This is a genomic window from Yersinia intermedia (assembly GCF_900635455.1).
Lineage (GTDB): Bacteria > Pseudomonadota > Gammaproteobacteria > Enterobacterales > Enterobacteriaceae > Yersinia > Yersinia intermedia.
This window is the reverse complement of record NZ_LR134116.1, coordinates 650,200-674,862: the sequence shown is the minus strand read 5'-3', so window position 1 is coordinate 674,862 and position 24,663 is coordinate 650,200. Positions and strand designations below refer to the sequence as shown.

Below are 24,663 nucleotides of genomic sequence, written 5' to 3'. Positions count from 1 at the left end.
CAAAAATACGCACAAATAGTCGTCAAAGAAGATTAAGAATTAAAATAGAGACAAACATAGGATTATTAATAATCATCAGATTAATGAAAAAACACATAACGTCTTATATAGGATAGGTAAGCATTAGTATGGAGAAAAATGAGATTATGTTTAAATTAGAAGGAACGGTGTTATTTTCCCCTACACAACGTTGCTTAAATGGCCCTGACGGCACGGTGGTAATATTAACTGAAAATAATCTTAGGTTTTTACAACTGCTACTTAATGGTGTGACAGAAAAAGAGCAGATTATTAATCAGGTCTGGAAAGAACAGCGCGGAGCTGTAAGTGAAAGTAGCTACTATGGGCAGCTCTATATGCTGCGAAAAGCATTTCTTCAGGTTGGGCTGAAAGAATCTCTGATTCATACCATTCCACGTAAAGGTGTCCGTTATACAGGTTCCGTTAGTCAGATTGTCATCAATGATGAAGCTGAAAAGCAAATGCAGGCTGATCCCCATATTATCGCAGTGCCTAATAAGGAGCAGCTTGCGCCAGTAACTCAACCATTCAAGCGGGAGGCTAGCAAAATATCGCCTGTCGTGGCACAACAAAGTTTTTTACACAGTTACCGTTGGAAAAAACTGATTTCCCTGTTGGCCTTTTTCTCTTTCTGCTGGCTCTCATTTCTCTCAACGCTAATTATTATTATCTTATTTAATGGGGATAGACCGCACTTCTGATAGTGATAATAAGATGAGGGTAATTTAAAAAGATTAAATGATGGTGAAAAAAGGCCAGCCAGCCAAAAAAACAGTTAAATAGTTGTCACTACCAGCAAGGCTGATTATATCAAGTCGGATAGTAGCTAAATAAAGAGAAGTCATTCTTTATATTTAAAAATCGGGAATACTCCCTTATCATTTAAAAGGAAAATTAACATGATGGATTTAATCACTAAAGGTTGCGTTGCTACTCTACTTAAAACCCGCGGATTTCTAAAAGATACCCGTGGTTCTATTATTGAGTACGTTATGGTGATTGCATTAGCGGGCGTATTTATTGGTTTGGCAAAGCCAACCCTAACCGAGTTAGTGAAAGATACCGTTGCTAGTACCAAATCAGCAGTATCAGCAGCAGAGGGCGCGGCCGCAGACGCGGACAAGAAAGCGTAACAGCGTCGCACCGTCATTTTAATATTTATCAGGATTTTCACATGGCAACTTATCGTTGCCATGTTTTTGTTTTAGGAAAAATGATGGATATAATAAAATTATCCTTAATAATACTGCTAGCATTACAGCTACTGCTCGTTTGTTATAGCGATATATGTAATCGAATTATTAGTAATAAATTTATTATTTCTATTATATTCAGCTCAATAGCATGGGGGTATACAACAAACAGCACGGTTAACATCACCATTCCACTTTTTTCCTTACTAATGGGTTATATAATATTTCATTTTAAACTTATCGGCGGTGGCGATGTAAAACTCATTACTGCCCTGCTGCTGGCACTCACCGCAGAACAATCACTAGATTTCATTATCTATACCGCCATTATGGGTGGCGTGGTAATGATAATAGGTTTATTGATTAACAAACATGATATTCAACAGCGAGGGGTTCCCTATGCTGTTGCAATTACCATGGGTTTTGCATTGTCGCTATTCACCTAAAATATCAAGCCACATTAACTTAATAATAATACAAGGTTATTTTAATGAATCGTAAGTTTCTTTTATTATTTTCAATTTTAATTGTCGCCATAGGGGCTGCTGGTATTATGATCAATACCAAGCATGATGAGCATACACCTTATAATTTCGTCGATTCAAAAAAAGAAAAAGAAGTCGAGATTGTTCTGGCACAATCAACACATGATCTCTCTTCAGGAACCCTACTTACTCAAAACGATTATGCGCTAAAGGTCATCATGGTACCTGAATCAAGTGAGTTAATAAAAAGCAATATATCAGGAAAAACAGATATTAATAGTCATTTATTGAAAACGAATCTTCTGTCTGGTTCTTATATAACACCAGCAGTTTTGGCTTCACCCGACAGTAATGAATTCAGTTACCTTAATTTAAAAAAAGGTGAGGTTATTTATAAATTTAATATTAATAATAAAAATGGATATTTATTGGATACATTGCAGGTAGGTGATTCACTATCATTTCAATTAAGAGTGCTTGAGACAGACAAAAATAAAGGCATGAGTAGCGGCACAGTGATTAATACGAAAGAATTGAGCGATAAAAAAAGTCAAACTTTTTCGTTAAATGAAATCATTCCCGCAATGAGAATAATAAGAGTTAAAAAGTATTCGGCAGATGAATTATCAGAAAAAAACAACAAAAATCAAAAGACTGAAGAAGTCGTAACTGGTTATATATCCGTCATGATTAAAAGAGAGGAACTAGACATCATTCATATAGCAGAAAAATCGGGAGATATCATTCTGGCACCGAGTATAGTCTCTGACAATAATCAATCAACAAATATATATGACATCATACCTAAACTACGTATAACAAGAGAGCTAAGAGGATGAGAATACCCAGGCCAGAATATATCAGTTGGAATAAACTGTTTTTGCTCTTCGCCATTGCAATTTGCCAAACAGTTGTCAATCAAGCATATGCCAAACCTGTTTACTTATCGTCAGGTGAGTCATATATCATTAAAACAGAGGAGGAGATTGATACTGTTTTTGTCTCCACCGCTGCTATTGCTGATTATGAGCTGGTTGGTAAAAATAGCATTATTGTTTATGCAAAAAAAGAAGGAACAGCAGAGTTCATCTTATTTAATAAAGATAACCATCCGATGATAAAAACCACTATCATGGTAAATGACATTATTACTTCAGCATATCAAAGAATAAAAATTGAATATCCTGATAGCAACGTAGAAATCAATAAAATAGGTAATAGCTATCTGCTGACAGGTAAAGCAGAGTCAGAAGAGGCGAAAGATACTATTGCAGCTATTATTGGCGAAGCAATAAATAAAAAAAGAGAGCAGAACCGTGAAGACCAACATTTTAATAACCCTAACTACTTAGGCGTAATTAATAAAATTAAACTCCCTGAGTCTAACCAAGTAAATGTGAAGTTAACCATTGCTGAAGTGACCAAAGACTTCAGCGAAAATATCGGGGTAGATTGGAGCAGCATCAGTGAAGCATCTGTTGGCTCTTTTAAGTTCTTAAAGTTCAATGCCACAGGAATTAGCACATTAGTTCATGCTATTAATGATGACTCTATTGCTCGTGTTCTGGCCGAACCTAATCTATCAGTATTATCCGGTGAAAGTGCCTCATTCTTAGTCGGCGGCGAAATACCGATGTTTAATACTAATCAGAACAGTACCATCATTAAATACAAAACTTATGGTATCAAACTAAATATTGCGGCCAAGGTAAATGAAAAAAATCGTATCCGCATTAGCATGGAAGAAGAGGTAAGTAGTGTAGATAAAGTATTTAACGTCGAAGGGGGGAATGCTTATCCTTCATTACGTACACGTAAGGCAGCGACTACATTAGAACTTGGTGATGGCGAAAGCTTTATTCTAGGTGGGCTGATCAGTAAGTCAGAACGGGAATCCCTTAAGAAGATCCCATTTATTGGTGATATTCCTATTTTAGGGGCATTTTTCCGTAATGCACAAACGCAAAAGCAGCAAACCGAACTGGTGGTAGTCGCCACCGTCAGTCTGGTGAACCCAGTTGCCGGAAAGGATGTAGAATTACCTGATTTTATGCACACATCAACACTGGAGCGCTTATTTAACTTCACTCATATAATTGAAGTAAAAAGAAAAAAAGTAGCCAAGGAATTCCTACGAAAAGGAGGTTTTATAAAATGAAACTATGGATAGTTAGTAGTGCCATCTTTCTCTCCAGCGTTGCGCATGCCTCATTTATTATCGAGCCAAATGAAAATGACTATGTCTGTTCATTAGCTAAAAGAGACTCATTGACAGTAGATAAAAAGAACCCACTCACTAAATCTGCGTCACAGCGAAATAATGAACGACGGTGTAAATATCAACTCAATGATTATCGGACATACCGGGATAGCGAAGTAGGATGTGCAGTAAATAAAAATAGAATTATTTCAAAAACACGCAATCAAAGCAATTGTCTTTAATGGTGACATATGCAATTAATTCTTAGTAAAGATGCAATAAACAAAAAAAACAATAAAATAAAAAATACGGTTGCGATTATTTCCAACAGGGAATGGCTGCGCGAAGAAATATCTGAGAAAGTCAGACTTGCCGATATCAGTGATATTAAATCATTTGACGAAGATATTTTCATCGTATCAAAAATAAATGTATCCGATAAAACTATTGGCGTAATCATTGATATTGTGAATAATGGTGACGTTGCAAAAACATTAGATTTAATAAAAAGTCATATCCCGCGCGACTGCTGGTGTGTTTTAGTTGGCGATATTGATTCAATTAGTATCGCCCAACAATTCATTCAACGAGGAATACTATACTTAAATATAAAATCACAGTTGTCTGAGTTGACACAAAATTTACTCAAAGGCATCCCCGTCGAGTCTGAAAGGAAAGCTTTTTTTATCAGTATATTAGGCTGCAAGGGAGGCATCGGAAACACCCTACTCAGTTATCATTTAGCAAATGCCATCACGCAGATAAAGCAATCGCCAACCCTATTATTGCAGGGCAATAATGGATCTCAGGATCTTGATCTTGTCACAGAAAAAAAGATGTCTACAGAAATAACTGAATACCAAAACAATTTATCCCTTATGTTCTGTAAAGAGCAAAAAATAGCTGACATTGATGGGAAAATAGAAATAAAGCATAACTTTATTGTATTTGACCAACCTATTCATAACGCACCAAAAGAAAAATTCACTGATTATATAGAATGCTCTAATTGTATTATTATATTGCTCGATAATAGTATGATGTCAGTCCGTGTCGCCAAAGGGTTTATTGATATTTATGAAAGAATTAAACGAGACAATAGGCAAGCAACCCGATTATTAGTCTGTTTAAATGAAAGCAGACCAATAACAAGAGATATGCTGGATACTTCCGATGTCCCATCATTACTTGGACGAAAAATAGATATACGAATCCCTTTCATACATAAAACAACGGAATCGTTAAGTGATAAAAATTACTTTGGCCGAAAGAAAATATTAATAACAGAATTAGCAAAATACACATTAGGTATAACTATTGATTTATCAAACAAGAGAAGATCATGGTTAAGAAAGATTCTAAAAGGCAAAGGTGAAAAATGAACATATCATTAATAATACAAGAAAAAATACGAGATAAATTTCTGGCTAACATTGATATCGATAAAGTAGAAAGTCTGGTTGATGATTATGACAAACTTTCTGATTTACTTTCACAAACATACGATGGCTTATTTAATGACAATGAATATAGATTAAATACTCAGGACCAAAAAGATATCATTGCAATGATTGCTGATGAAATTACCGGTTTTGGCCCATTAAGAGAACTCATGGAGGATGACTCTATCAGCGATATTATGGTCAATGGCCCTGAAAAGATATTTGTTGAACGCTATGGGCTGCTAACCTTAACCAATCGCCGTTTTATTAATAACAGTCAACTGACTGATATTGCCAAACGCCTAATGCAAAGAGTCAATCGCCGTATTGATGAAGGTAGACCGTTAGCTGATGCACGCCTAATTGATGGTAGCCGAATCAATGTGGCAATCGGACCAATCACATTAGATGGCACAGCACTCTCGATTCGAAAATTCAGTACCAACAAACGAAAACTAGAAGATCTGGTTAATATGGGTGCTATGAGCAGTGATATGGCTAATTTCTTGATCATTGCTGCCAGTTGCCGGGTCAATATTATTATCTCTGGTGGCACAGGTTCAGGAAAAACAACATTACTTAACGCATTATCAAAATATATTTCTGAAAACGAAAGAGTCATCACCTTAGAAGATGCCGCCGAGTTAAATCTTGAACAGCCCCATGTGGTTCGGATGGAGACACGGCTTGCCGGGCTAGAGAATACCGGGCAAATCACGATGCGAGACTTAGTGATAAACTCACTGCGTATGCGCCCCGACAGGATCATTATTGGGGAGTGCCGTGGTGAGGAAACATTTGAAATGCTTCAGGCAATGAACACCGGCCATAATGGCTCTATGTCCACGTTGCATGCTAATTCTCCCCGTGATGCTATTGCCCGACTCGAAAGTATGATCATGATGGGTCCAGTTAATATGCCTATATTTACTATTCGCCGGAATATTGCCTCGGCCATCAATCTTATTGTACAAGTTTCACGTATGAATGATGGTTCACGAAAAGTACGCTATATAAGTGAAATTATGGGAATGGAGGGGGACAATGTCGTATTACAAAATATATTCTCATTTGAACCATCCAAAGAACGTGACGAACAGGGTAAAATCCAAGGAAACTTTATTAATCATGGTTTATTTAGCCGATCCGCAGTGAGGGTGAATGCTGATATATACAGCTTATCAAATGAACTGAATAGTATCTTCTCCACGGTGAAATAATGATTTACAACATAATACTTTTATCCGGGATTCTATTATTTTTACTCATCAACTTAAAATGGATAAAAATAAAGAAGACCATAAGTAAAAACCAAAAAAAAACCACTATCAATGATTTTTTCCTTACGTCATCACTAAAAAAGATAGTCAATGAATGGATTAAGTATTTATTAAGCATTAATAAAAAAGAAAATAAAATGCATATAGCAGTACCTATAGGTTATGCAATATGCATTTACATTATAAATAAAACATGGTTTGGAATAAATATCCTGGTGATATTACCATTTATTTTATTCAGTATCATATTTTTCCAAATACGCTTTCCGCGTAAAAATAATCACACTATTTTTAAAAGAGATTTTCCTGAGGTCTTGTTAATGATTAATATGGCTGCCAGTAGCGGCACCAGTATTAACCAGGTATTAGAACGTTGTGGGAAAGAGGTAGGAGGGCCATTAGGGGATGAGTTAAGCCTTATTTGCCGCCGATTGAATGTGGGAGAGTCCCCTGAAACTGTTTTTTATGATGCATATCAACGTTTTCATTACCCCGAATTCTACTTTCTTATTACCATCATTTTACTTAACCTACAACAAGGTGGGCAATTAAGAGAACTTACCAGTCGATTGTCCCAAGTGATAACAAAAAACAAAACATCCGAACAGAAGAAAGCTGTTATGACGGCACAAACACGGATGTCAGTAAATATTCTCTCTATCATACCTTTTGTATTCTCTCTTTTTCTTTACTTTATGGATCCAACAGCTATTGAGTCAATGTGGAACCATCCTACTGGTAGGATTATTTATTATTATATTATCTCCAGCGAGATAATTGGGATAGCACTGATAAGGTCAATGCTTAGGAATACACTATGAATATGATTTTTATTGGCATGCTACTATTCGGATTTATCTCGCTACTCATTAGTAAGAAAAAACAAATAAAAAAGAAATATATAATAAAATAAACAACAACAAGGATTCACCAACTAAAATAGAAAAAAACAAATCAGAAAACCAACGAGAAATAGCTCTATCATCTTTTATACAATTACCTTACATCCTTCGTAATGTGACGTATTTAAAGATATTGATTATTTTACTATTTCTGATAATGATGATTATATTAGTAAAGTTCAGTATCATAGCGGCTAATAGCATGAACTTACTTATGATTGGTCTTTTTATGCTGATAACAACTATATATCTACCAAAATTTATCATCAGAAATATTTTGAATAAAAAAATAAAATGTCTATTAAATTCCCTACCATTTTTTATCGATATTACTGCTGCCTGTGTCCAATCAGGAATGACCATAGACAGTGCATTAAGTTATACAGCCAAAAAGTTCATATTAATCAATCCTGATTTAAGTTTAATCGTAACAAAGATAACTAAGCGAGCAGAAATTAATGGATTAGAGAGTGCAATTAAAGAATTTCAACAACTCTCAACTGAAACAGAAATAAAAATGTTTTGCAGTGCACTACAATACAGTATCAGTTTCGGCTCAACCGTTTATGATCAACTAATAAAACTCGCTCAAGATATGAGAGAAATGCAATTGTTAGTTACAGAGGAGAAAAACAGTAAGTTATCAACAAAACTAACTTTCCCTATGTTTATGTTTATTCTTATTCCTTTTGTTGTGTTAGTTATATCACCTAGTGTTTTGGAGCTACTAAAATATGTACGAACAATGTAAAAAAAACATTACCATCTCACTTTTCATTTTAATGATAAGCGGTTGCTCCTCGAATAGTGGCATGAGCAATAAAGAGTTTCTATATCGTGAGAGTATTTTGCTAAAAGCAAATAATCATGCTGGGTTGGTCACTTTATATCGAGAAAAATTAAAGCAAAAAGAAGATGATGCGATAAGGCTAAAACTGGCCAACACCTATTATCTTACCGGTGATACCAAGTCATCTTTATATTATTTACAACCGATGATTAACAAACCTAGCGAATCTATATATATATTACAAGCAAAAAACCTTATTAATAACAATGATTCAGACAATGCCATAACAGTTATAAACAAATTGTTAGCCATTTCACCTAATAATGCAGAAGCACATAACTTACACGGCATTGTATTGGCCAATAGTGGTAAAGTTCGTAAATCTGAAGTAGCTATTGAAAAGTCACGCTCCTTATTTATTCCTGAGGAGACGGCAATGAATAACCTTGCTGTAGTTGCAATGCTTGATAATCGTTATAGCGATGCAGCGAGAATATTATTACCTGATTATTTGGCGGGTAAGAAAAACTCTCTAATGCTACATAACCTGGTATTTTCACTCATTCAACTTGGTGATACAACCTATGCAAAAAAGATCATTATTGCTGAAAAAATGGCTAAAGACCCGGATGAGCTAATACTCGCCTTAAGTCAAGTTCAGAGCCTTCAACAAGAGAGATTAAGTGATAAAGGTGCATAAATGAGCAAGATGAGAGAGCAATTCTTCCGTTCTAATGAGGGGATGGTTACTATTGAGTTTACGATAGTCTTTGTTCTATTCTTATTGACGCTACTCTCCTGTGCAGAGATAGGCCGTTTACTCTATATCTCTGCCAGCTTAGATCTGGCGGTTTCAGAAGCAGTAAAATCAACTAAGAATAGAGAGAACAATAATAGTGCCGTATTAAGACAAAACTTAAATTCTCAGAATGGTATTTTAGGTACTTTTATAACGAATGATAATGCGATTAACACCACTGTAGAATTTAGCAATAGTATATCTAACCTTATTAATCAGACATACTCTGGCTCTCAAAGATCACCACTGGCAAAATACTCAGTAACCTATACCTATCAACCTCTTTTCTTCCCTATTTCCTCACACTGGGCTAATATTCAGTTATCACGCGAGGTGATTTTTGTACAAGAAAATCAATAATATAGACTTTATTAAAAACAACAATGGCTCAGCTATTATTGAGTTTTCATTTGTTATTTTCATCATAATGCTATTAATAAAACTATTGATTTCAGTGACTGAACATCAATCAACCATAGGTAAACTGGATCGGATATCATATTCGCTTGCCGGAATAGTACGGGAAAGAAACAGGCTATATTCTGATGATAAAATGTTAACTCAAAATAATGTTAATGATTTAACAAACTTGGCGCATAATATGCTATCAACCTCTGGTATATCCAGTAATAATTTCGCAATAACCGTTGAAACATTACATTTTAATCCCACTGAATCAGCAGAACCTAATAATAAGATTATTGATGATACTAAGAGTGAAGAGTTCAGCGTCGGTACTTGTCACCCCATTACGTCATTGCGTGAAATGGCCGATTTATCACCTTACAGTAATCGTGGCCGATGGGTACCACTGTACCAGGTCACCTTATGCCTGCCTGTACCCACAGGGTATCAAACATTGTTTAACCCGGTAGGGTCAATCCCCATATTAAAGTCATCAGCGATAACTATCGAGCGTTAATTTAGACGTGTATGAGCATATTAATAAAAAAGGTTATTTATGATAAAAAATAGATTACTTCACGTTAAAGTACGACTATTGGTTTCATTGATAAAAAATGAGCAAGGGGCTATCTTATTTCCCTTTATTATATTTTTACCTCTGATTATTGGGCTAATATTCTTTTCTTTTGAGTTGGCTCATTTTTTACAGAAAAAAACCAAACTCTCAGATGCAATGGAGCAAGCAACATTAGCACTAACAGTAGAAAATAATAATAGCACACCGAGTGCTGCTCAAATAACGAAGAATGCAGAAATAGTGAGTTCTTATGCTCAAGCTTACCTGCCAGCAGAAACATTTTCAACACCGACTATCAATATAATCTATAATAATGGCAGAATTGAATATGGGGCTGAGATCAATATGAGCTACTCCGCTAAATTTTTATCTAATATTCAAGTAACCAATCTCAGTACGATAATAAATGCAACAGATAGAGGAGCAGCACGGAAAAATATAATCAGTGCACCGATAGAGAAAACAGATGTGGTATTTGTCGCAGATTACTCTAATTCAATGGATGAGTATTTTTATCATGATGAAAATGAGCCCAAAAAAATAGTTGCATTGAGGGAAATATTTAACCGTCTCAATGATAATGTCTTAAAAAATAAAAATATACATACCATAGGATTTATACCATTTTCATGGGGGACTAAAAACCGTGTTGAAAATGGTACACGCATAATAGAATATTGCCACTTACCTTTTGTGCCAAAGAAACATAGCCCAAATGGTGATTACCTTCGGAAATATATATTATCTGGGCTAAAACAATTCCCTGGACTGGAGAGGTTAGAACATATCGACCATATAGAATATGCGAAAATAAATGATGAAATATATAGTAATACTAAAAATCAAATCGATGAATTAAACATCGAAGACGCAGAGTCTGCTTATACATTCCTTTTCCGTTCAAGACATATTATCCAACCATTAACCCAGTTCGACATAATAGAAGAGAATATTGATTACGATGCAACAATAAACTCAATACTACACAACAGTGCAGGGACGCCACCGAAAACAATTAACATCCCAATAAATGACATACTTAATACCTACAATTGTTTATATCAAAGAAATTCATATTCATTAAATGAGAATCATAGCAATGATATTATCAATGATATGATTGAAATGGTCCCAGCAGGAGGTACACTGATAAGCTCTGGGATATTATCTGCTAATAATCTATTTAATGAAAACAGATCTAATGATAATAAAAAGCTAATGATAATTCTTTCTGATGGTAATGATAGTTTTGAAAAGGAAAATAAAAAAATAAAGGGTTTTATGTCACGCAAAACCTCATCAAAAAAGGTATGTGCGAAAAAATTAAAGAGAATGGAATCACCATGGCTTTCATCGCTATTGGATATATACCTTTACACGACACCACGTCACCAAGATATATCGATTGGAAAGAGTGTGTAGGTGAAAAAAATTACTACGAAGCACAAAACACTTCTGAACTGGAAGCCGAGCTTCTGCAAGCGTTGGGAATGGTAGATACCAGTGAAGTGGGCCGCAATATGCCTAAAAGTTAATATCAGGCGCGGCGGCAACAACAACCGCGCCTGTATTGCAGACTATTTTGCCATGCCCGTTTCCATACCGACTAAGCCAACTTTGAGATAACCTGATTTGCGTAGTGCATCCATCACGCTCATCAGGGTTTCATAATCCACCACTTTGTCTGCCTGGAAGAAGATAGTAGTTTCTTTATTGGATTGCGTCATTTTATCCAGCGCCGCAGCCAGTGTGTCGCGGTCAACGGGCTGGTCACCGACATAAAGCTGGTTATCAGCTTTAACCGTCAGAAATACCGGTTTTTCCGGCCGTGGCTGTGGTACCGCTGAAGATGCCGGTAAATCCACTTTAATATCTACAGTTGCTAGTGGTGCTGCCACCATAAAGATTATCAACAATACCAGCATTACATCGATAAAGGGTGTCACGTTGATTTCGTGTAATTCACCGCTTTCATCAAGGTTGTCATTCATGCGCATGGCCATAAATCACCCCGCACGCAATTGGTGAGGGTGCTTAGATGACTTTGCCTCAGCGCTGCTCGCCAGATCAAGGTCACGGCTTAATAGCAGTAACACTTGGGCTGCCACATCACCCACCTGTGCACGGTAACTACCAATCAAGCGAGCAAATATATTGTAGATAACTACCGCAGGAATTGCTGCAACCAGGCCTAATGCTGTTGCCAGCAAGGCTTCTGCGATACCCGGTGCAACAACAGCCAGATTGGTGGTTTGCGAATGAGCAATACCAATAAAGCTGTTCATAATGCCCCATACGGTGCCAAACAACCCAACAAACGGTGAGATTGCGCCGATAGTGGCCAGAAACCCATTGCCTTTACCCATTTGGCGACCAATAGCTGCTACGCGGCGTTCCAGCCGAAAGGCCGCACGCTCTTTAATACCATTGTTGTCATTGGATTCTGTCGACAATAGACGCTCGTTTTGCGCCTCTCGAAGCAGCAAGGCACTAATGCTGTCGGTGCTAAAAGCCTCTGCTCGTTCAGATGCGGTATCCAGCTCAGTCACAGCCCCGATAACTTCATATTCTTGCTGCAAACGGCGACGTGCACGGAATAATTCAGTGCCTTTAGAGAACAAAATGGTCCAGGTTACGATTGATGCTAACACCAGACCAATCATCACCCCTTTAACGACAACATCGGCATGCTGATACATACCCCAGACAGATAAATCCATTGCCAGCCCTTGTGGCACTGGTGCCGCCAGCGGCTGAATCGCCGGTGCTGAGCTTACAGGAGCAACAATTTCTGCATTCTCTGCGGTTGTAGCGACCGGTGTAATCTCCGGCGTAGGTAGCGGAGTTGATATTGCCGTTGTTGGTGTGACAACAGATGCAGCAACTGCACTGCCGTTGCCAGGCGCGGCCTGTACTTGCCCAGTTAAACCGGCCACCAGCAATAATGCCATCACGCTTGTTATCATTCGGCCTTGCGCGAATGATTTATCTTTAATTCCTTTGCCAGCTATTTTCACGCTGTGCCTCCACCCAATATGCATATCAATTTAAGGACGAAATCAGTTGCCGATCATATCAAACAAATTGGGGATTGATAGTAATTATCATTAGTATTTAGGACGATTTTTTAAGAATAAAAGAGAATTATTTTTATTGAAACTATTATGTAACCAAACGGAAACGATAATGACCTTACCGATATTATGCGGATAACGTTGGCGATAAAGATAAGAAGTGATTGATTGAACTAAAGAACTCTCACCAAGTCTCCTTAATAAATCCCTTGTTTTGCCACTTAAACAGAATTTCTCCATTACAAACCCCCAGAAAACAGCGTGTCACTCTCTTTAGTTTTTTTCATGGTGAAAGCTGCCCCAACATAACAATCATCATGCTAACGTAAGGAATATATATCTAAAATGAATGCTGGCTCTGGAGCTACAGCATATCTTATATAAAGGTGGCGACACGATCATGTCTGCAAACAAAGAAACGACAGAAAAACTGGAAACAGCCTTAGTCAGTGCGGGCAGAAGTAAGCGATTTACCCAAGGCTCGGTGAATACGGTGATCCAACGTGCCTCATCATTAGTGTTCGACTCGGTAAAAGCGAAGAAGCATGCCACTATCAATCGGGGAAACGGTGAATTATTCTATGGTCGCCGTGGCACCCTGACTCACTTCTCGCTGCAAGAGGCGATGACAGAGCTGGAAGGTGGTGCCGGTTGCGTCCTTTATCCATGCGGTGCGGCGGCTATCAGCAATGCTATTTTGTCATTTGTCGCAACGGGTGACCATGTGCTGATGACCGGTTCTGCTTATGAGCCAGCCCAAAGTTTTTGCGATAATATTTTATCACGCATGAATATCACCACGACCTATTTTGATCCGATGATAGGTGCGGGGATCGCCTCATTAATTACCCCAAAAACCAAAATTGTTTTTCTTGAGTCACCTGGCTCTATCACCATGGAAGTACAAGATATTCCGGCAATGGTGCAAGCCATCCGGGCTGTGTCACCCGACATTATCATTATGATGGACAACACATGGGCTGCGGGTGTGCTGTTTAAAGCGCTGGACTTTGATATTGATATCTCTATCCAATCAGGAACTAAATACATCATTGGTCATTCTGATGCGATGTTGGGGATTGCTGTTGCTAACAAACGTTGTTGGGAGCAACTGCGGGAAGACTCTTATCTGATGGGGCAAATGGTTGATGCCGACACGGCTTATCTTGCTAGCCGAGGATTACGCACACTAGGCGTGCGTTTAAAGCAGCATGAGAAAAGCAGTATTGAGATTGCTAACTGGCTGGCTCAGCGCCCGGAAGTTGCCACCGTCTATCACCCTGCCCTGCCAGGCTGCAAAGGCCATGAATTCTATAAACGAGACTTCACTGGCTGTAATGGTTTGTTCTCTTTTGAGTTAAAAAAAGAGTTAAGCCAGCAACAGTTAGAGGCTTATCTCGACCATTTCACCCATTTCAGTATGGCCTTCTCATGGGGCGGTTTTGAGTCCTTGATTCTCGGTTATCAACCCAAGGATATCCATGCAATTCGCCAGTATGAAAGGAACGAGATAAAAGGGACACTGTTCCGCCTGCATATTGGTTTAGAAAATGTGCAAGATTTACAGGATGATTTAGCCGCAGGATTTGAGCGCATTAAAGCAGTTCAGTAATGGTTTTGAACGATGTGATCTGTTAATGCGCGGTAACAATATCTGCGCATTAATCCCCTCTTACACAAATAGTATCAACGGCGCGTATATATCCCTCAAAAATTCGATTATTGAGGATAAGATCAATGTGGATCCGCGCCATTACGGATACACTAGAGCAGTCCTTACAACAATATCCTCACACGATAGGCAAACAGGAACAGAAATGGATGTATTACGCGAAATCCTTCATGCCTTATGGCAGCAGGATTTTAGTAAACTTGCCGATCCGAATGTGATTTGGGTCATTTATGGCATTCTCTTTACCACCCTATTTTTAGAAAACGGTTTGCTACCGGCTTCTTTTCTCCCCGGTGATAGCTTGTTGCTATTGGCGGGTGCATTAATTGCTAAGGGAGTTATGGCGTTCTTACCGACCATAATAATTCTCACTGCGGCGGCCAGCCTCGGTTGTTGGCTCAGTTACCTGCAAGGGCTGTGGTTAGGTGATACTAACATGGTTAAAAGGTGGCTGTTACAGCTACCAATTCACTATCGGCAGCGCGCCCATACCCTATTTGTACGCCACGGTTTGGCGGCTCTGATTATTGGCCGTTTTCTCGCTTTTGTACGGACTTTACTGCCAACGTTAGCGGGCATTTCTGGCCTGAACAGCACACGTTTTCAGTTCTTTAACTGGCTAAGCGGTCTGTTATGGGTAGGGAGCGTTGTTGGGTTAGGTTATGCGCTGAGCCATATTCCCTTCGTTAAGCACTATGAAAACCAGGTAATGACAGCACTGATGATTTTACCGATAGTATTGTTACTGATTGGTTTGGCCGGCACGCTGGTGTTAGTGTGGTGTAAACGTAAAAGTGTGGCTGAATAGCCGTGTGTTTTCAGTGTTACTCATGCAGTTAACCGGCGCTTACAGCGCCGTTTTTTATTACTCGTGGCACCAGTACCATAAAATCAATTCGTCCGTAGCTTGGCAACCTCTTCACTGGGAGTGAGGCCAAAATAGCGTTTAAACTCGCGACTGAACTGTGAAGCACTCTCATACCCTACTTTATTGGCTGCAGTACTGGCTTTTAGCCCATCGTGCAACATCATCATGCGGGCGCGATGCAGTCGGTAAGATTTTAGATATTGCAGTGGCGAGGTGTTAGTGACTGCTTTGAAGTTGTGATGAAACGCCGAAACACTCATGTTTACATCTGCCGCTAATTGTTCAACATTCAGATTATCTGCAAATTGATTTTCAATACGCCGCAGGGTTTTAGTAATTTGATTAAAGTGCCCATGGCGGTTAACCAGTGCCTGCAAGGCTCCCCCACACTGACCGCACAACACATAGTAGAGAATTTCTCGCACAATTTGCGGGCCAAGCACTCTGGCGTCACGGGGATTAGACATCACATCTAACAAGCGCTCAGTAGCACACAGCATTTCTTCGGTGAGCACTGATGAATTAACACCAGAGGTATTGCCGAATGGTTTATCCAGCTCGTCATCACCGATATCTATCAGCAAATCCTGTAGCATCTGGCTATCTATGTTAATCGAAATCCCAGCCAACGGTGTTTCAGGGCTGGCAAAAGTTTCACATTCAAACGGCAGTGGCACCGTCAGGATCAGGTAGTTTTTCGGATCATACTGAAACACTTTAGTGCCCAGATAGCCCACTTTATGCCCCTGAAATATGATAACGACACTGGGGGTGTACATTACTGGTGTGCGCGGCTGATGGACGGTGGAGTACAAAATTTTCACTCGTGGTACGGCAGAGGGCGTTAAACCATTACCTTGAGCCAAATGCGTAATTTTTTCCGCCATTTGTGCCTGAATATCATTAACCTCAACCATATACTCTCACCTATTGGTGTTATCTGAGACAATCTATCATCTAAAACGATCAGACATAAATTGTGCAATATTTACCGCATTTTCTACAGCGCTTTGGAGAAATAGGCAAGAGCAAGGCAGAAATGTGCATTGAGGTATCGCGCCAAGTTGCCGACAATGGCTGCTAATGATACGAAGACAAACATTCATGGCACCACAAGCTAAGACTCTTCGTTCTTATTATTTATTTACCATAATTATTCATCACCCATAAGCTGGAAGACAAATAATGCAAAACTTTACCCTTCATACCCCTACCAAAGTACTGTTCGGTACAGGTCAGATAGCACAATTGAGTAAAGAAATTCCTGCTGATGCTCGCATCTTGATTACCTATGGCGGCGGCAGCATCAAACAAAATGGTGTGCTGGATCAAGTCCATCAGGCACTGAAAGGCTTTAATTTCCTGGAGTTTGGCGGTATTGAGCCGAATCCAACCTATGAGACCCTGATGAAAGCCGTTGCGCTTTGCCGGGCAGAGAAAATCGACTTCCTGCTAGCGGTGGGAGGGGGATCGGTATTAGATGGCACCAAGTTCATTGCCGCAGCCGTCAATTACCCACAAGAGCCATGGCATATTCTGCAAACTACCGGCAGCGATATTAAAGAAGCGCTGCCAATGGGTTCAGTGTTGACGTTGCCTGCTACCGGTTCTGAAGCCAATAATGGCGCGGTTATCAGCCGCCGTGAAACCGGTGATAAACAGCACTTCTTCTCACCCTTTGTCCAGCCACTGTTTGCCGTGCTGGACCCCGTAGTCACCTATACGTTGCCACCACGTCAGGTCGCTAACGGGGTAGTCGATGCCTTTATTCATACCATTGAGCAATATCTGACTTACCCGGTTGATGCAAAAGTTCAAGATCGCTTTGCTGAAGGGCTGTTGTTAACCCTGATTGAAGAAGGCCCGAAAGCATTGGCGGAGCCAGAAAACTACAATGTGCGTGCCAATATTATGTGGAGTGCCACCATGGCATTAAACGGCCTGATTGGTGCTGGTGTGCCACAAGACTGGGCGACACACATGTTAGGCCACGAACTGACAGCCCGCCATGGTCTGGACCATGCTCAGACACTGGCGGTAGTACTGCCCGCTCTATTAGTGGCCAAGAAGCAACAAAAGCGCGCCAAACTGCTGCAATACGCGGAGCGTGTCTGGGGCCTGCATGACGGTAGCGAAGATCAACGTATCGATGCCGCAATTGAAGCTACCCGTCATTTCTTTGAAAGCATGGGCGTTGCTACTCGCCTGTCGGCCTACAAACTGGATGGCAGTTCTATTCCTGATTTGATTAAAAAGCTGGAAGAGCACGGTATGACTCAGCTTGGCGAACACAGTGATATCACTTTAGCTGATAGCAAACGTATCTACGAAGCTGCGGTCTAAAAATAGCATCCGCCTCGTTTACGGGCTTCACACAGAAGGCATTCTCGAACAGAATGCCTTCTATTCAATATCTACTTACTCTTTTCACCTATGGTAAAAGGGGTGCTATCGTTATTAGCTGCTAGGCTTTAGCTTATCACCACGCATTTTGCTGTTCATCTCTCAGTGGCAGGTCGGCTTTAGATCTGTGCACATTTTGATACTTCTCACACATGATTAATCGCTAGCAAGATCATAAATAGAATGATCACGACTAAACTTACATTACTGGTAAACAGGGCAAACACAGCCCAATCAGTCAGCGAAGGAGATAGACATGGCAACACAACCCATTATCAAATTGCACGATGGCAACCTGATGCCACAACTCGGCCTTGGCGTTTGGCGGGCAAGTATTGAAGAAACACAGCTTGCTGTCAGCAAAGCGCTAGAAGTGGGCTATCGCTCTGTCGATACTGCGGCGATTTATAAAAATGAACAGGGTGTTGGCGCAGCCCTGAAGGCGGCGGGTGTCGCTCGTGATGAGCTATTTATTACCACAAAACTGTGGAATGACAGCCAGCAGGATCCGAAAAAAGCACTGGAAGAGAGTCTGAACAAACTTCAACTCGATTATGTGGACCTTTATCTGATCCATTGGCCCAACCCAACACAAGATCACTACGTTAGTGCCTGGCGTGGACTGATCAAATTGAAAGAACAAGGCTTAATTCGCAGCATTGGTGTCTGTAACTTCCATATTCCTCATCTGCAACGGCTGATTGATGAAACGGGCGTGGCGCCAACCGTCAATCAAATCGAGCTACACCCACTGCTACAGCAGCGCCAGCTCCATTCGTGGAATGCCACCCATAATATTGCAACCGAATCCTGGAGCCCGCTGGCTCAAGGTGGCGAGGGCGTTTTCGATCAAAGCGTTATTCGTCAGTTAGCGCAAAAATACAATAAAACGCCAGCACAAGTGGTGATCCGTTGGCATCTGGATTGTGGGTTGATCGTTATCCCTAAATCAGTCACACCTGCGCGTATCAAGGAAAACTTTGAAGTGTTTGATTTTAAATTGCATAAAGACGAGCTAACGGCAATTTCGAAGTTAGACAGCAATAAACGCCTCGGGCCAGACCCGGATGTTTTCGGGTCTGACAACTGATTTCAAGCCGATATCTTCAGCTTAATGATGCCTGGCCTTTCTCTTCGCACCAGTAGCTGTCTGATTTGCCGGGGATTTTCTCGCCCCGGTTTTGCTTACTGACGGTTTAGCCACCGGTGTGCTACTGGCAACCTGCGGTTTTTTGCTGATAACAGATGTAGTGCTTCGGCTACCCGGCTGACGCTGGTGAGTGATAGCAGTGTGCTTTGTCAGGGCCGGAGTATGGTGGCGCAGCGCCCGACGAGCTTCACGTTGTTCCTCGATTGTCGCTGCCGGAACCAGACATTCCCGGCGGCTGCCAATCAGATGTTGCAACCCCATCTCCTCTAATGCAGTACGGATCATTGGCCAGTTAGCCGGATCATGATAACGCAGCAAGGCCTTATGTAACCGCCGCTGGCGATCCCCTTTCGGCACAACGACGTCTTCACTTTTATAATCCACTTTTGCCAGCGGGTTCTTACCGGTGTAATACATGGTCGTAGAGTTAGCCAATGGCGACGGGTAGAAGTTCTGTACCTGATCAAGACGGAAACGGTTTTTCTTCAGCCATAGCGCCAAATTGACCATATCTTTATCTTCAGTCCCCGGATGGGCAGAGATGAAATAAGGGATCAAATACTGCTCTTTACCTGCCTGCTTGGAATAGGTATCAAACAATTCTTTAAAGCGCTGATAGCTGCCCATCCCCGGTTTCATCATTTTGGAAAGTGGCCCTTCCTCAGTGTGTTCCGGTGCAATCTTCAAATACCCACCCACATGATGGCTGGCTAATTCTTTGATATAGCGCGGATCTTCTACTGCCAGGTCATAGCGGACCCCGGAGGCGATCAGGATCTTTTTAATCCCCTTGAGATCACGCGCCCGGCGGTACAAAGAGATGGTCGGCTGATGGTTAGTATCCATATGCTGGCAAATCTCAGGATAAACACAAGATGCGCGGCGACAGGTCTGTTCGGCCCTTGGCGACTGGCAGCGTAGCATATACATGTTAGCTGTTGGGCCACCAAGATCAGAGATAATACCGGTAAAACCAGGGACTTTATCGCGAATCTCTTCGATTTCACGAATAATAGAATCTTCAGAGCGGCTTTGAATAATACGCCCTTCATGCTCAGTAATAGAGCAGAATGAACAGCCACCATAGCAGCCACGCATGATGTTGATCGAGAAGCGAATCATGTCATAGGCAGGGATCGGCGATTTGCCATAGGCTGGGTGCGGCACCCGCTGGTAGGGTAGCGCAAAGACGCTATCCATCTCTTCCGTACTCAATGGAATAGCCGGTGGGTTAATCCAAATATAGCGATCACCATGTTTTTGCATCAAAGCCCGAGCACAGCCGGGGTTGGTTTCATGGTGCAGGATCCGCGAGGTGTGGGCATATAATACTTTGTCTGCCTTCACTTTTTCATAAGAGGGCAGCAAGACGTAGGTCTTTTCCCATGGCTTGGGTTTGGCGGCACGCACCGTAACCGGTTTGGCCTCGGATTCAGGAATGCTATCAGTGGCACACGGCAGATCTTCACCGTATGGATTGGGGATGGCTTCAATACGCCCCGGTTTGTCCAGACGAGTAGAATCAACCCCACTCCAGCCTGGCAATGCCGTCTTGCGCATCACAACGGTATTACGGACATCCTGAATATCGGCAATTTTCTCACCTGCTGCCAAACGATGAGCCACTTCAACCAAAGGCCGTTCGCCATTACCGTAGACCAACATGTCAGCTTTAGCATCCACGATAACCGAACGGCGCACAGTATCAGACCAATAGTCATAATGAGCAATACGGCGCAAGCTAGCCTCAATACCTCCAAGCAATACCGGCACATGGCTATACGCTTCTTTGCAGCGCTGGCTATACACTAACGTGGCCCGATCAGGTCGCTTGCCGCTTTGATTATCCGGCGTATAAGCATCATCGTGGCGCAACTTACGATCAGCAGTATAACGGTTGATCATCGAGTCCATGTTGCCAGCCGTAACGCCGAAGAACAGGTTGGGTTCACCCAACCGCATGAAATCGTTTTTATTGGTCCAATCCGGCTGAGCAATAATTCCCACCCGGAAACCTTGCGCCTCTAGCATACGACCAATAATCGCCATGCCAAAGCTAGGGTGATCCACATAGGCATCACCGGTGATGACAATAATGTCGCAACTGTCCCAGCCCAATATATCCATTTCCTCCCGTGACATGGGTAAGAATGGCGCGGTGCCATAGCATTCAGCCCAATAAGGCTGATAGGAAAACAGGTCACGCTCTGGTTGGATCAGGCTGGTACTCATGGCAACACTCTTTGAATTGGGGTAAGTGGAGGTGGTTAGGGTTAATAAATCATCACCGGGCGGCGATTATACGCATTTCTCCACGTAAAGAGGAAGGTTTTGATCATTGTTGGTTTGAAAGACTGAAAGAGCTATACTGCTCAGAAACCCAGCAACAAGGGAATATGATTATGAGCACTAAATTATCACCAATCGTCTCTGAATTTGAAACCGAAGAACAGGCGGAAAGCTACGATCTTTGGTTCCGGGCTAAGGTCGAGGCATCAATGAATAGCCCCAAACCCCAAACTCCTCACGATGAAGTCATGGCGGGTGCGCGCAAAATTATTGAACAAGCCAAAGCACGGAGGAAGCTGGCTTAATGCTCCCTATAAAATGGACTGACGAAGCAAAGACGGATCTTTATGCACTAATCGCGTTCATCACAGAAGAAAACCCTTACGCAGCAGAATCACTACTTCACCAACTGGAAGACTCCGTTCTTCCTGCAACTGAGCATCCCTATATGTTTCGCTCAGGTAGAGTTCCTGGAACTCGAGAAATTGTGGCGCATCCCAATTACGTTATTATTTATCAGGTGATGGCTGACCAAATCAGCGTGTTAAACGTTGTTCACTCTCGACAGGAATACCCGTAGTCCGGCCTGCCAAAGTATGGCTAAAAAGATTATTGCAAGCCGAAGAGCAGGAAGACCGATTTGCCTTCCTGATCATTTAAAGCCACTCAGATAAAGTGAGCTTCCAAGTTCCAACAACCACACCCGCGAACCCTTAACCTAACGCCTTACCCAAGCGTTGGCGCAGCTTGTGTCACTAACTGCCCTGCAGAGCCACGATCCGCCATTTCTAGTGTCTGGCTGTGGTACAAGAACGGGAAGTGCTCAGAGGAAACCTGATTGAAATACACCAGTAGCTCTACATCACCGTCTACCCAGACAGTATCCTTCCAGCCACGATCCTCAGCCATCGCGGGTGCGCCGTTGACATTCTTCACCAGGAAGGAAACCCCTTGAATATGGAATGCCTGAGGCATGTCTGCATGCAGAGTCCAGCGCTCCCAAGTCCCTTGCTGGGCCTGAGTATCCACACGGTTCATATCCCAAATAGCGCCGTTAATGCCCGGTAGATCATCACCCAATCGGAACTCACGGGAACGAACCACATTGCCATCCAGAATCTGGTCGGCCAATAAACGCATCGGCAGATTATCGGTCACCAGTGGCAATAAACCGGTTGGTTTTAATGTCAGTACTAGCGTAGAAATCAAAATACTTGAAGGTTCAAACAGCCCACGTAACCTATCCATGATACCGGCAGATTCACCCGCCGTGATGGAGACTTCATTGCCCTGCGACATATCAATCACCACTTCGCGCCGCTCACCGGGAGCCAGCGAAAGCTGCTGTACTGCCACTGGCGCAGGTAAGAAGCCCTGATCACTGGCGACAACATGCAAAGGGCGGCCATCACTGAGCTGCAAGATGTAGCGGCGGGCGTTAGAGGCATTTAACAGTCGTAATCGGACCCAACCACGGGAGACTTCAACAAACGGGCTTTGCACCCCATTGACCAGCAATGTATCGCCAACAAAACCACCTTTGGCTGGCGGGTCATATTCTGGCACGCCAAAATTATCCAGCCGCTTGTCCTGAATAATAATCGGGAAATCATCAACGCCGTAATGACTCGGTAGTGGCATCGCTTTGCTGATTTCATCTTCCACCAGCCACATCCCTGCCAGCCCGTTATACACATGCGGTGCCATACGGTTAGGGGTATTGGCGTGGTACCAACAGGTTGCAGCCGCTTGCCGTACCGGCAATACCGGCGACCAATCGACACCAGGGGAGATCATACGTGCCGCGCCCCCCATCAGAGTACCTGGAACCTGTAACCCACTGATCGTCATGGATACCGGTTCAGCCAAACGGTTACTGTAAATCAGTTTAACGTCATCACCGCTGAAAACCCGGACTGTCGGCCCCAGATACATGCCGTTAATTCCCCAGACTGCGGCTTTCTGACCGCCACTGAATGCCCAATGTGCACGCTGTAGCGTCAAAAACAGCGGTTGCCCACGGCGAGACTCCAATAAGGGTGGAACCGGTAACGGGGGTTGCTGAGTACTATTAGCCTGTGCCCTCAATGGCAGCGAACCTGCGCCTAGCGCTAAGCTCGTAGCCTGAATGAACTGGCGACGACTGAGTGACATATCTTCTCCGTGAAAACCACAATCAAACCTACTGCAAAATTTTGCCTGACTGCGAATAACGCTGAAGGACGGCAAAACGCTCACGACCAGAGTCGTTTAAATGGAAATCCAAAATTTACTTTAATCAAAACAATCCGCGCGCAATAACCTATCAATAAAAAGCTAATAGCATTATTTCCCCGCCGCTTGCTGCTCTACCTGCTGGGCAATTTCGGCATCGAGCTGCTCAATTTTAGCCAGCATCAGATTGCGGCAATGTTCCGATAATTCACGCACACGCTCTTTGCCATAACCACTGGTATCAACGGGCGGCATGATTTCTACAATGACTTTGCCATTTGACCAGCGGTTTAGATTGATATTATTCGTGCTGGACACACAGATAGGCACAATAGGCACACCAGCAGCTATAGCGGCATGGAAAGCACCAGTCTTAAATGGCAATAACCCACGGCCACGGCTACGTGTACCTTCCGGGAACATCCAGATAGAGATATTTCTTTTTTTAACCTGCTCAACCACCTGAGCAATAGTGCCATGCGCCTTGGCACGGTTATCACGATCAATCAGCAGGTTACCGGTCAGCCAATATAGCGGGCCAAACAGGGGCACCCATAGCAGGCTCTTTTTACCCACAGTGACCGTACCGGACTGAACCACATTTGACATGGTGACCATATCGTAATTATTTTGATGGTTGGCGATATAAATACAGGTACCGTAGTCCGCCGCTTCCTTGGGGATACGTTGTTCAACTGTAATCCCGAACAGCGCCGACATCCGACCAAACAAGTGCGCGAACGTCGCAAGATTACGTGGGTTTCGCGGCCTAAACAGGCAATAAATTGAACCAAAAACACACACCAGAATACAATATAAAACTGCCAGCACCGTGCGCAAAATTAATAGCATAACAACCTCTTAAACACTCACTCTTAGACATGCAATCGACGCTAGTA

General features: G+C 42.0%; 24 protein-coding genes and 1 pseudogene. 19 read left to right on the top strand and 6 right to left on the bottom strand.

The annotated features are described in order from the left end of the window. Positions 1 to 128 precede the first annotated feature (128 nt). The 13 genes and pseudogenes from EL015_RS03105 to EL015_RS03045 all read left to right on the top strand — a co-directional run bounded on the left by EL015_RS03105 (position 129) and on the right by EL015_RS03045 (position 11,516). On the top strand, positions 129 to 722 hold the full coding sequence (locus EL015_RS03105; RefSeq protein WP_005188172.1) for a winged helix-turn-helix domain-containing protein: 594 nt from the start codon (positions 129 to 131) through the stop codon (positions 720 to 722). 198 nt (positions 723 to 920) lie between these two features. After that, complete coding sequence (locus EL015_RS03100; protein WP_005188175.1) at positions 921 to 1,154, top strand: hypothetical protein; 234 nt, start codon at positions 921 to 923, stop codon at positions 1,152 to 1,154. An 83-nt stretch (positions 1,155 to 1,237) separates the two neighbouring features. Beyond that, positions 1,238 to 1,660 carry a prepilin peptidase gene (locus tag EL015_RS03095; protein ID WP_032906945.1) on the top strand — a complete coding sequence of 141 codons (423 nt, stop codon included), beginning with the start codon at positions 1,238 to 1,240 and terminating at the stop codon, positions 1,658 to 1,660. Between the two features lie 44 nt (positions 1,661 to 1,704). After that, positions 1,705 to 2,538, top strand: coding sequence for a hypothetical protein (locus tag EL015_RS03090; RefSeq protein WP_005188181.1), 834 nt, complete (start codon positions 1,705 to 1,707; stop codon positions 2,536 to 2,538). After that, positions 2,535 to 3,857 carry a type II and III secretion system protein family protein gene (locus EL015_RS03085; protein WP_032906930.1) on the top strand — a complete coding sequence of 441 codons (1,323 nt, stop codon included), beginning with the start codon at positions 2,535 to 2,537 and terminating at the stop codon, positions 3,855 to 3,857. Before EL015_RS03090 ends, EL015_RS03085 begins: the two co-directional genes overlap by 4 nt. A gap of 293 nt (positions 3,858 to 4,150) precedes the next feature. Beyond that, positions 4,151 to 5,281, top strand: coding sequence for a CpaE/TadZ family protein (locus tag EL015_RS03080; RefSeq protein ID WP_005188185.1), 1,131 nt, complete (start codon positions 4,151 to 4,153; stop codon positions 5,279 to 5,281). Continuing rightward, positions 5,278 to 6,561, top strand: coding sequence for a TadA family conjugal transfer-associated ATPase (locus EL015_RS03075; RefSeq protein ID WP_042569060.1), 1,284 nt, complete (start codon positions 5,278 to 5,280; stop codon positions 6,559 to 6,561). Before EL015_RS03080 ends, EL015_RS03075 begins: the two co-directional genes overlap by 4 nt. Continuing rightward, positions 6,561 to 7,442: a type II secretion system F family protein gene (locus EL015_RS03070; protein ID WP_005188191.1), complete on the top strand. Its 882-nt coding sequence runs from the start codon at positions 6,561 to 6,563 to the stop codon at positions 7,440 to 7,442. Before EL015_RS03075 ends, EL015_RS03070 begins: the two co-directional genes overlap by 1 nt. Beyond that, positions 7,439 to 8,274 (top strand): annotated as a pseudogene (locus tag EL015_RS03065) (type II secretion system F family protein). The gene EL015_RS03070 and the pseudogene EL015_RS03065 overlap by 4 nt, the downstream one beginning before the upstream one ends. Next, entirely contained in the window at positions 8,258 to 9,013 is a 756-nt protein-coding gene (locus tag EL015_RS03060) for a tetratricopeptide repeat protein (RefSeq protein ID WP_053011718.1), read from the top strand. Before EL015_RS03065 ends, EL015_RS03060 begins: the two are co-directional and overlap by 17 nt. Further along, positions 9,014 to 9,472: a TadE/TadG family type IV pilus assembly protein gene (locus EL015_RS03055; RefSeq protein ID WP_032906931.1), complete on the top strand. Its 459-nt coding sequence runs from the start codon at positions 9,014 to 9,016 to the stop codon at positions 9,470 to 9,472. It begins immediately after the preceding gene. Continuing rightward, a complete protein-coding gene (gene tadF / locus EL015_RS03050; RefSeq protein ID WP_032906932.1) occupies positions 9,453 to 10,034 on the top strand; it encodes a tight adherence pilus pseudopilin TadF in 582 nt (193 codons plus the stop codon). The genes EL015_RS03055 and tadF overlap by 20 nt, the downstream gene beginning before the upstream one ends. A gap of 39 nt (positions 10,035 to 10,073) precedes the next feature. Further along, a complete protein-coding gene (locus EL015_RS03045) occupies positions 10,074 to 11,516 on the top strand; it encodes a TadE/TadG family type IV pilus assembly protein (protein WP_005188222.1) in 1,443 nt (480 codons plus the stop codon). A gap of 155 nt (positions 11,517 to 11,671) precedes the next feature. On the opposite strand, the gene exbD is transcribed toward EL015_RS03045, so the two are convergent. Next, positions 11,672 to 12,097 (bottom strand): TonB system transport protein ExbD, encoded by a 426-nt coding sequence (exbD, locus tag EL015_RS03040; RefSeq protein ID WP_005188225.1) that lies wholly within the window; start codon positions 12,095 to 12,097, stop codon positions 11,672 to 11,674. A 3-nt stretch (positions 12,098 to 12,100) separates the two neighbouring features. Further along, a complete protein-coding gene (exbB, locus tag EL015_RS03035; RefSeq protein WP_005188228.1) occupies positions 12,101 to 13,111 on the bottom strand; it encodes a tol-pal system-associated acyl-CoA thioesterase in 1,011 nt (336 codons plus the stop codon). A 457-nt stretch (positions 13,112 to 13,568) separates the two neighbouring features. Here exbB and metC point away from each other — a divergent pair, with 457 nt between their 5' ends. Continuing rightward, positions 13,569 to 14,780: a cystathionine beta-lyase gene (gene metC / locus EL015_RS03030; RefSeq protein WP_032906947.1), complete on the top strand. Its 1,212-nt coding sequence runs from the start codon at positions 13,569 to 13,571 to the stop codon at positions 14,778 to 14,780. A 205-nt stretch (positions 14,781 to 14,985) separates the two neighbouring features. Next, on the top strand, positions 14,986 to 15,648 hold the full coding sequence (locus EL015_RS03025) for a DedA family protein (RefSeq protein WP_005188238.1): 663 nt from the start codon (positions 14,986 to 14,988) through the stop codon (positions 15,646 to 15,648). An 83-nt stretch (positions 15,649 to 15,731) separates the two neighbouring features. Here the strand turns inward: EL015_RS03025 and EL015_RS03020 are convergent, their stop codons facing one another. Continuing rightward, positions 15,732 to 16,625, bottom strand: coding sequence for an AraC family transcriptional regulator (locus EL015_RS03020; RefSeq protein WP_005188241.1), 894 nt, complete (start codon positions 16,623 to 16,625; stop codon positions 15,732 to 15,734). Positions 16,626 to 16,893: 268 nt separating this feature from the next. Between EL015_RS03020 and yqhD the strand changes: the two genes are divergently transcribed. Further along, positions 16,894 to 18,051, top strand: a complete 1,158-nt coding sequence (gene yqhD, locus EL015_RS03015; protein WP_005188243.1) for an alcohol dehydrogenase — start codon at positions 16,894 to 16,896, stop codon at positions 18,049 to 18,051. A gap of 316 nt (positions 18,052 to 18,367) precedes the next feature. Further along, the gene (gene dkgA / locus EL015_RS03010; RefSeq protein ID WP_005188245.1) at positions 18,368 to 19,201 is read left to right on the top strand and encodes a 2,5-didehydrogluconate reductase DkgA; all 834 of its coding nucleotides are present in this window, start codon (positions 18,368 to 18,370) and stop codon (positions 19,199 to 19,201) included. 21 nt (positions 19,202 to 19,222) lie between these two features. On the opposite strand, the gene EL015_RS03005 is transcribed toward dkgA, so the two are convergent. Beyond that, positions 19,223 to 21,493: a YgiQ family radical SAM protein gene (locus EL015_RS03005; protein ID WP_005188248.1), complete on the bottom strand. Its 2,271-nt coding sequence runs from the start codon at positions 21,491 to 21,493 to the stop codon at positions 19,223 to 19,225. Positions 21,494 to 21,663: 170 nt separating this feature from the next. Between EL015_RS03005 and relB the strand changes: the two genes are divergently transcribed. Then, positions 21,664 to 21,855 carry a type II toxin-antitoxin system RelB family antitoxin gene (gene relB, locus EL015_RS03000; RefSeq protein ID WP_032906933.1) on the top strand — a complete coding sequence of 64 codons (192 nt, stop codon included), beginning with the start codon at positions 21,664 to 21,666 and terminating at the stop codon, positions 21,853 to 21,855. Beyond that, positions 21,855 to 22,130 carry a type II toxin-antitoxin system RelE/ParE family toxin gene (locus EL015_RS02995; RefSeq protein ID WP_032906934.1) on the top strand — a complete coding sequence of 92 codons (276 nt, stop codon included), beginning with the start codon at positions 21,855 to 21,857 and terminating at the stop codon, positions 22,128 to 22,130. Before relB ends, EL015_RS02995 begins: the two co-directional genes overlap by 1 nt. Before the next feature lie 146 nt (positions 22,131 to 22,276). Here the strand turns inward: EL015_RS02995 and ftsP are convergent, their stop codons facing one another. Together ftsP and EL015_RS02985 are read right to left on the bottom strand one after the other, a co-directional pair. Then, positions 22,277 to 23,704, bottom strand: coding sequence for a cell division protein FtsP (gene ftsP, locus EL015_RS02990; protein WP_005188253.1), 1,428 nt, complete (start codon positions 23,702 to 23,704; stop codon positions 22,277 to 22,279). Between the two features lie 171 nt (positions 23,705 to 23,875). After that, positions 23,876 to 24,616, bottom strand: coding sequence for a 1-acylglycerol-3-phosphate O-acyltransferase (locus tag EL015_RS02985; RefSeq protein WP_005188255.1), 741 nt, complete (start codon positions 24,614 to 24,616; stop codon positions 23,876 to 23,878). Between the last annotated feature and the right edge of the window lie 47 nt (positions 24,617 to 24,663).

Excerpts from the sequence above, each read along its gene's own strand:
- EL015_RS03105 (WP_005188172.1), top strand. The coding sequence starts at position 129 with ATGGAGAAAAATGAGATTATGTTTAAATTAGAAGGAACGGTGTTATTT.
- EL015_RS03100 (WP_005188175.1), top strand. The coding sequence starts at position 921 with ATGATGGATTTAATCACTAAAGGTTGCGTTGCTACTCTACTTAAAACC.
- EL015_RS03095 (WP_032906945.1), top strand. The coding sequence starts at position 1,238 with ATGGATATAATAAAATTATCCTTAATAATACTGCTAGCATTACAGCTA.
- EL015_RS03090 (WP_005188181.1), top strand. The coding sequence starts at position 1,705 with ATGAATCGTAAGTTTCTTTTATTATTTTCAATTTTAATTGTCGCCATA.
- EL015_RS03085 (WP_032906930.1), top strand. The coding sequence starts at position 2,535 with ATGAGAATACCCAGGCCAGAATATATCAGTTGGAATAAACTGTTTTTG.
- EL015_RS03080 (WP_005188185.1), top strand. The coding sequence starts at position 4,151 with ATGCAATTAATTCTTAGTAAAGATGCAATAAACAAAAAAAACAATAAA.
- EL015_RS03075 (WP_042569060.1), top strand. The coding sequence starts at position 5,278 with ATGAACATATCATTAATAATACAAGAAAAAATACGAGATAAATTTCTG.
- EL015_RS03070 (WP_005188191.1), top strand. The coding sequence starts at position 6,561 with ATGATTTACAACATAATACTTTTATCCGGGATTCTATTATTTTTACTC.
- EL015_RS03060 (WP_053011718.1), top strand. The coding sequence starts at position 8,258 with ATGTACGAACAATGTAAAAAAAACATTACCATCTCACTTTTCATTTTA.
- EL015_RS03055 (WP_032906931.1), top strand. The coding sequence starts at position 9,014 with ATGAGCAAGATGAGAGAGCAATTCTTCCGTTCTAATGAGGGGATGGTT.
- EL015_RS03045 (WP_005188222.1), top strand. The coding sequence starts at position 10,074 with ATGATAAAAAATAGATTACTTCACGTTAAAGTACGACTATTGGTTTCA.
- exbD (WP_005188225.1), bottom strand. The coding sequence starts at position 12,097 with ATGGCCATGCGCATGAATGACAACCTTGATGAAAGCGGTGAATTACAC.
- metC (WP_032906947.1), top strand. The coding sequence starts at position 13,569 with ATGTCTGCAAACAAAGAAACGACAGAAAAACTGGAAACAGCCTTAGTC.
- EL015_RS03025 (WP_005188238.1), top strand. The coding sequence starts at position 14,986 with ATGGATGTATTACGCGAAATCCTTCATGCCTTATGGCAGCAGGATTTT.
- EL015_RS03020 (WP_005188241.1), bottom strand. The coding sequence starts at position 16,625 with ATGGTTGAGGTTAATGATATTCAGGCACAAATGGCGGAAAAAATTACG.
- yqhD (WP_005188243.1), top strand. The coding sequence starts at position 16,894 with ATGCAAAACTTTACCCTTCATACCCCTACCAAAGTACTGTTCGGTACA.
- dkgA (WP_005188245.1), top strand. The coding sequence starts at position 18,368 with ATGGCAACACAACCCATTATCAAATTGCACGATGGCAACCTGATGCCA.
- EL015_RS03005 (WP_005188248.1), bottom strand. The coding sequence starts at position 21,493 with ATGAGTACCAGCCTGATCCAACCAGAGCGTGACCTGTTTTCCTATCAG.
- relB (WP_032906933.1), top strand. The coding sequence starts at position 21,664 with ATGAGCACTAAATTATCACCAATCGTCTCTGAATTTGAAACCGAAGAA.
- EL015_RS02995 (WP_032906934.1), top strand. The coding sequence starts at position 21,855 with ATGCTCCCTATAAAATGGACTGACGAAGCAAAGACGGATCTTTATGCA.
- ftsP (WP_005188253.1), bottom strand. The coding sequence starts at position 23,704 with ATGTCACTCAGTCGTCGCCAGTTCATTCAGGCTACGAGCTTAGCGCTA.
- EL015_RS02985 (WP_005188255.1), bottom strand. The coding sequence starts at position 24,616 with ATGCTATTAATTTTGCGCACGGTGCTGGCAGTTTTATATTGTATTCTG.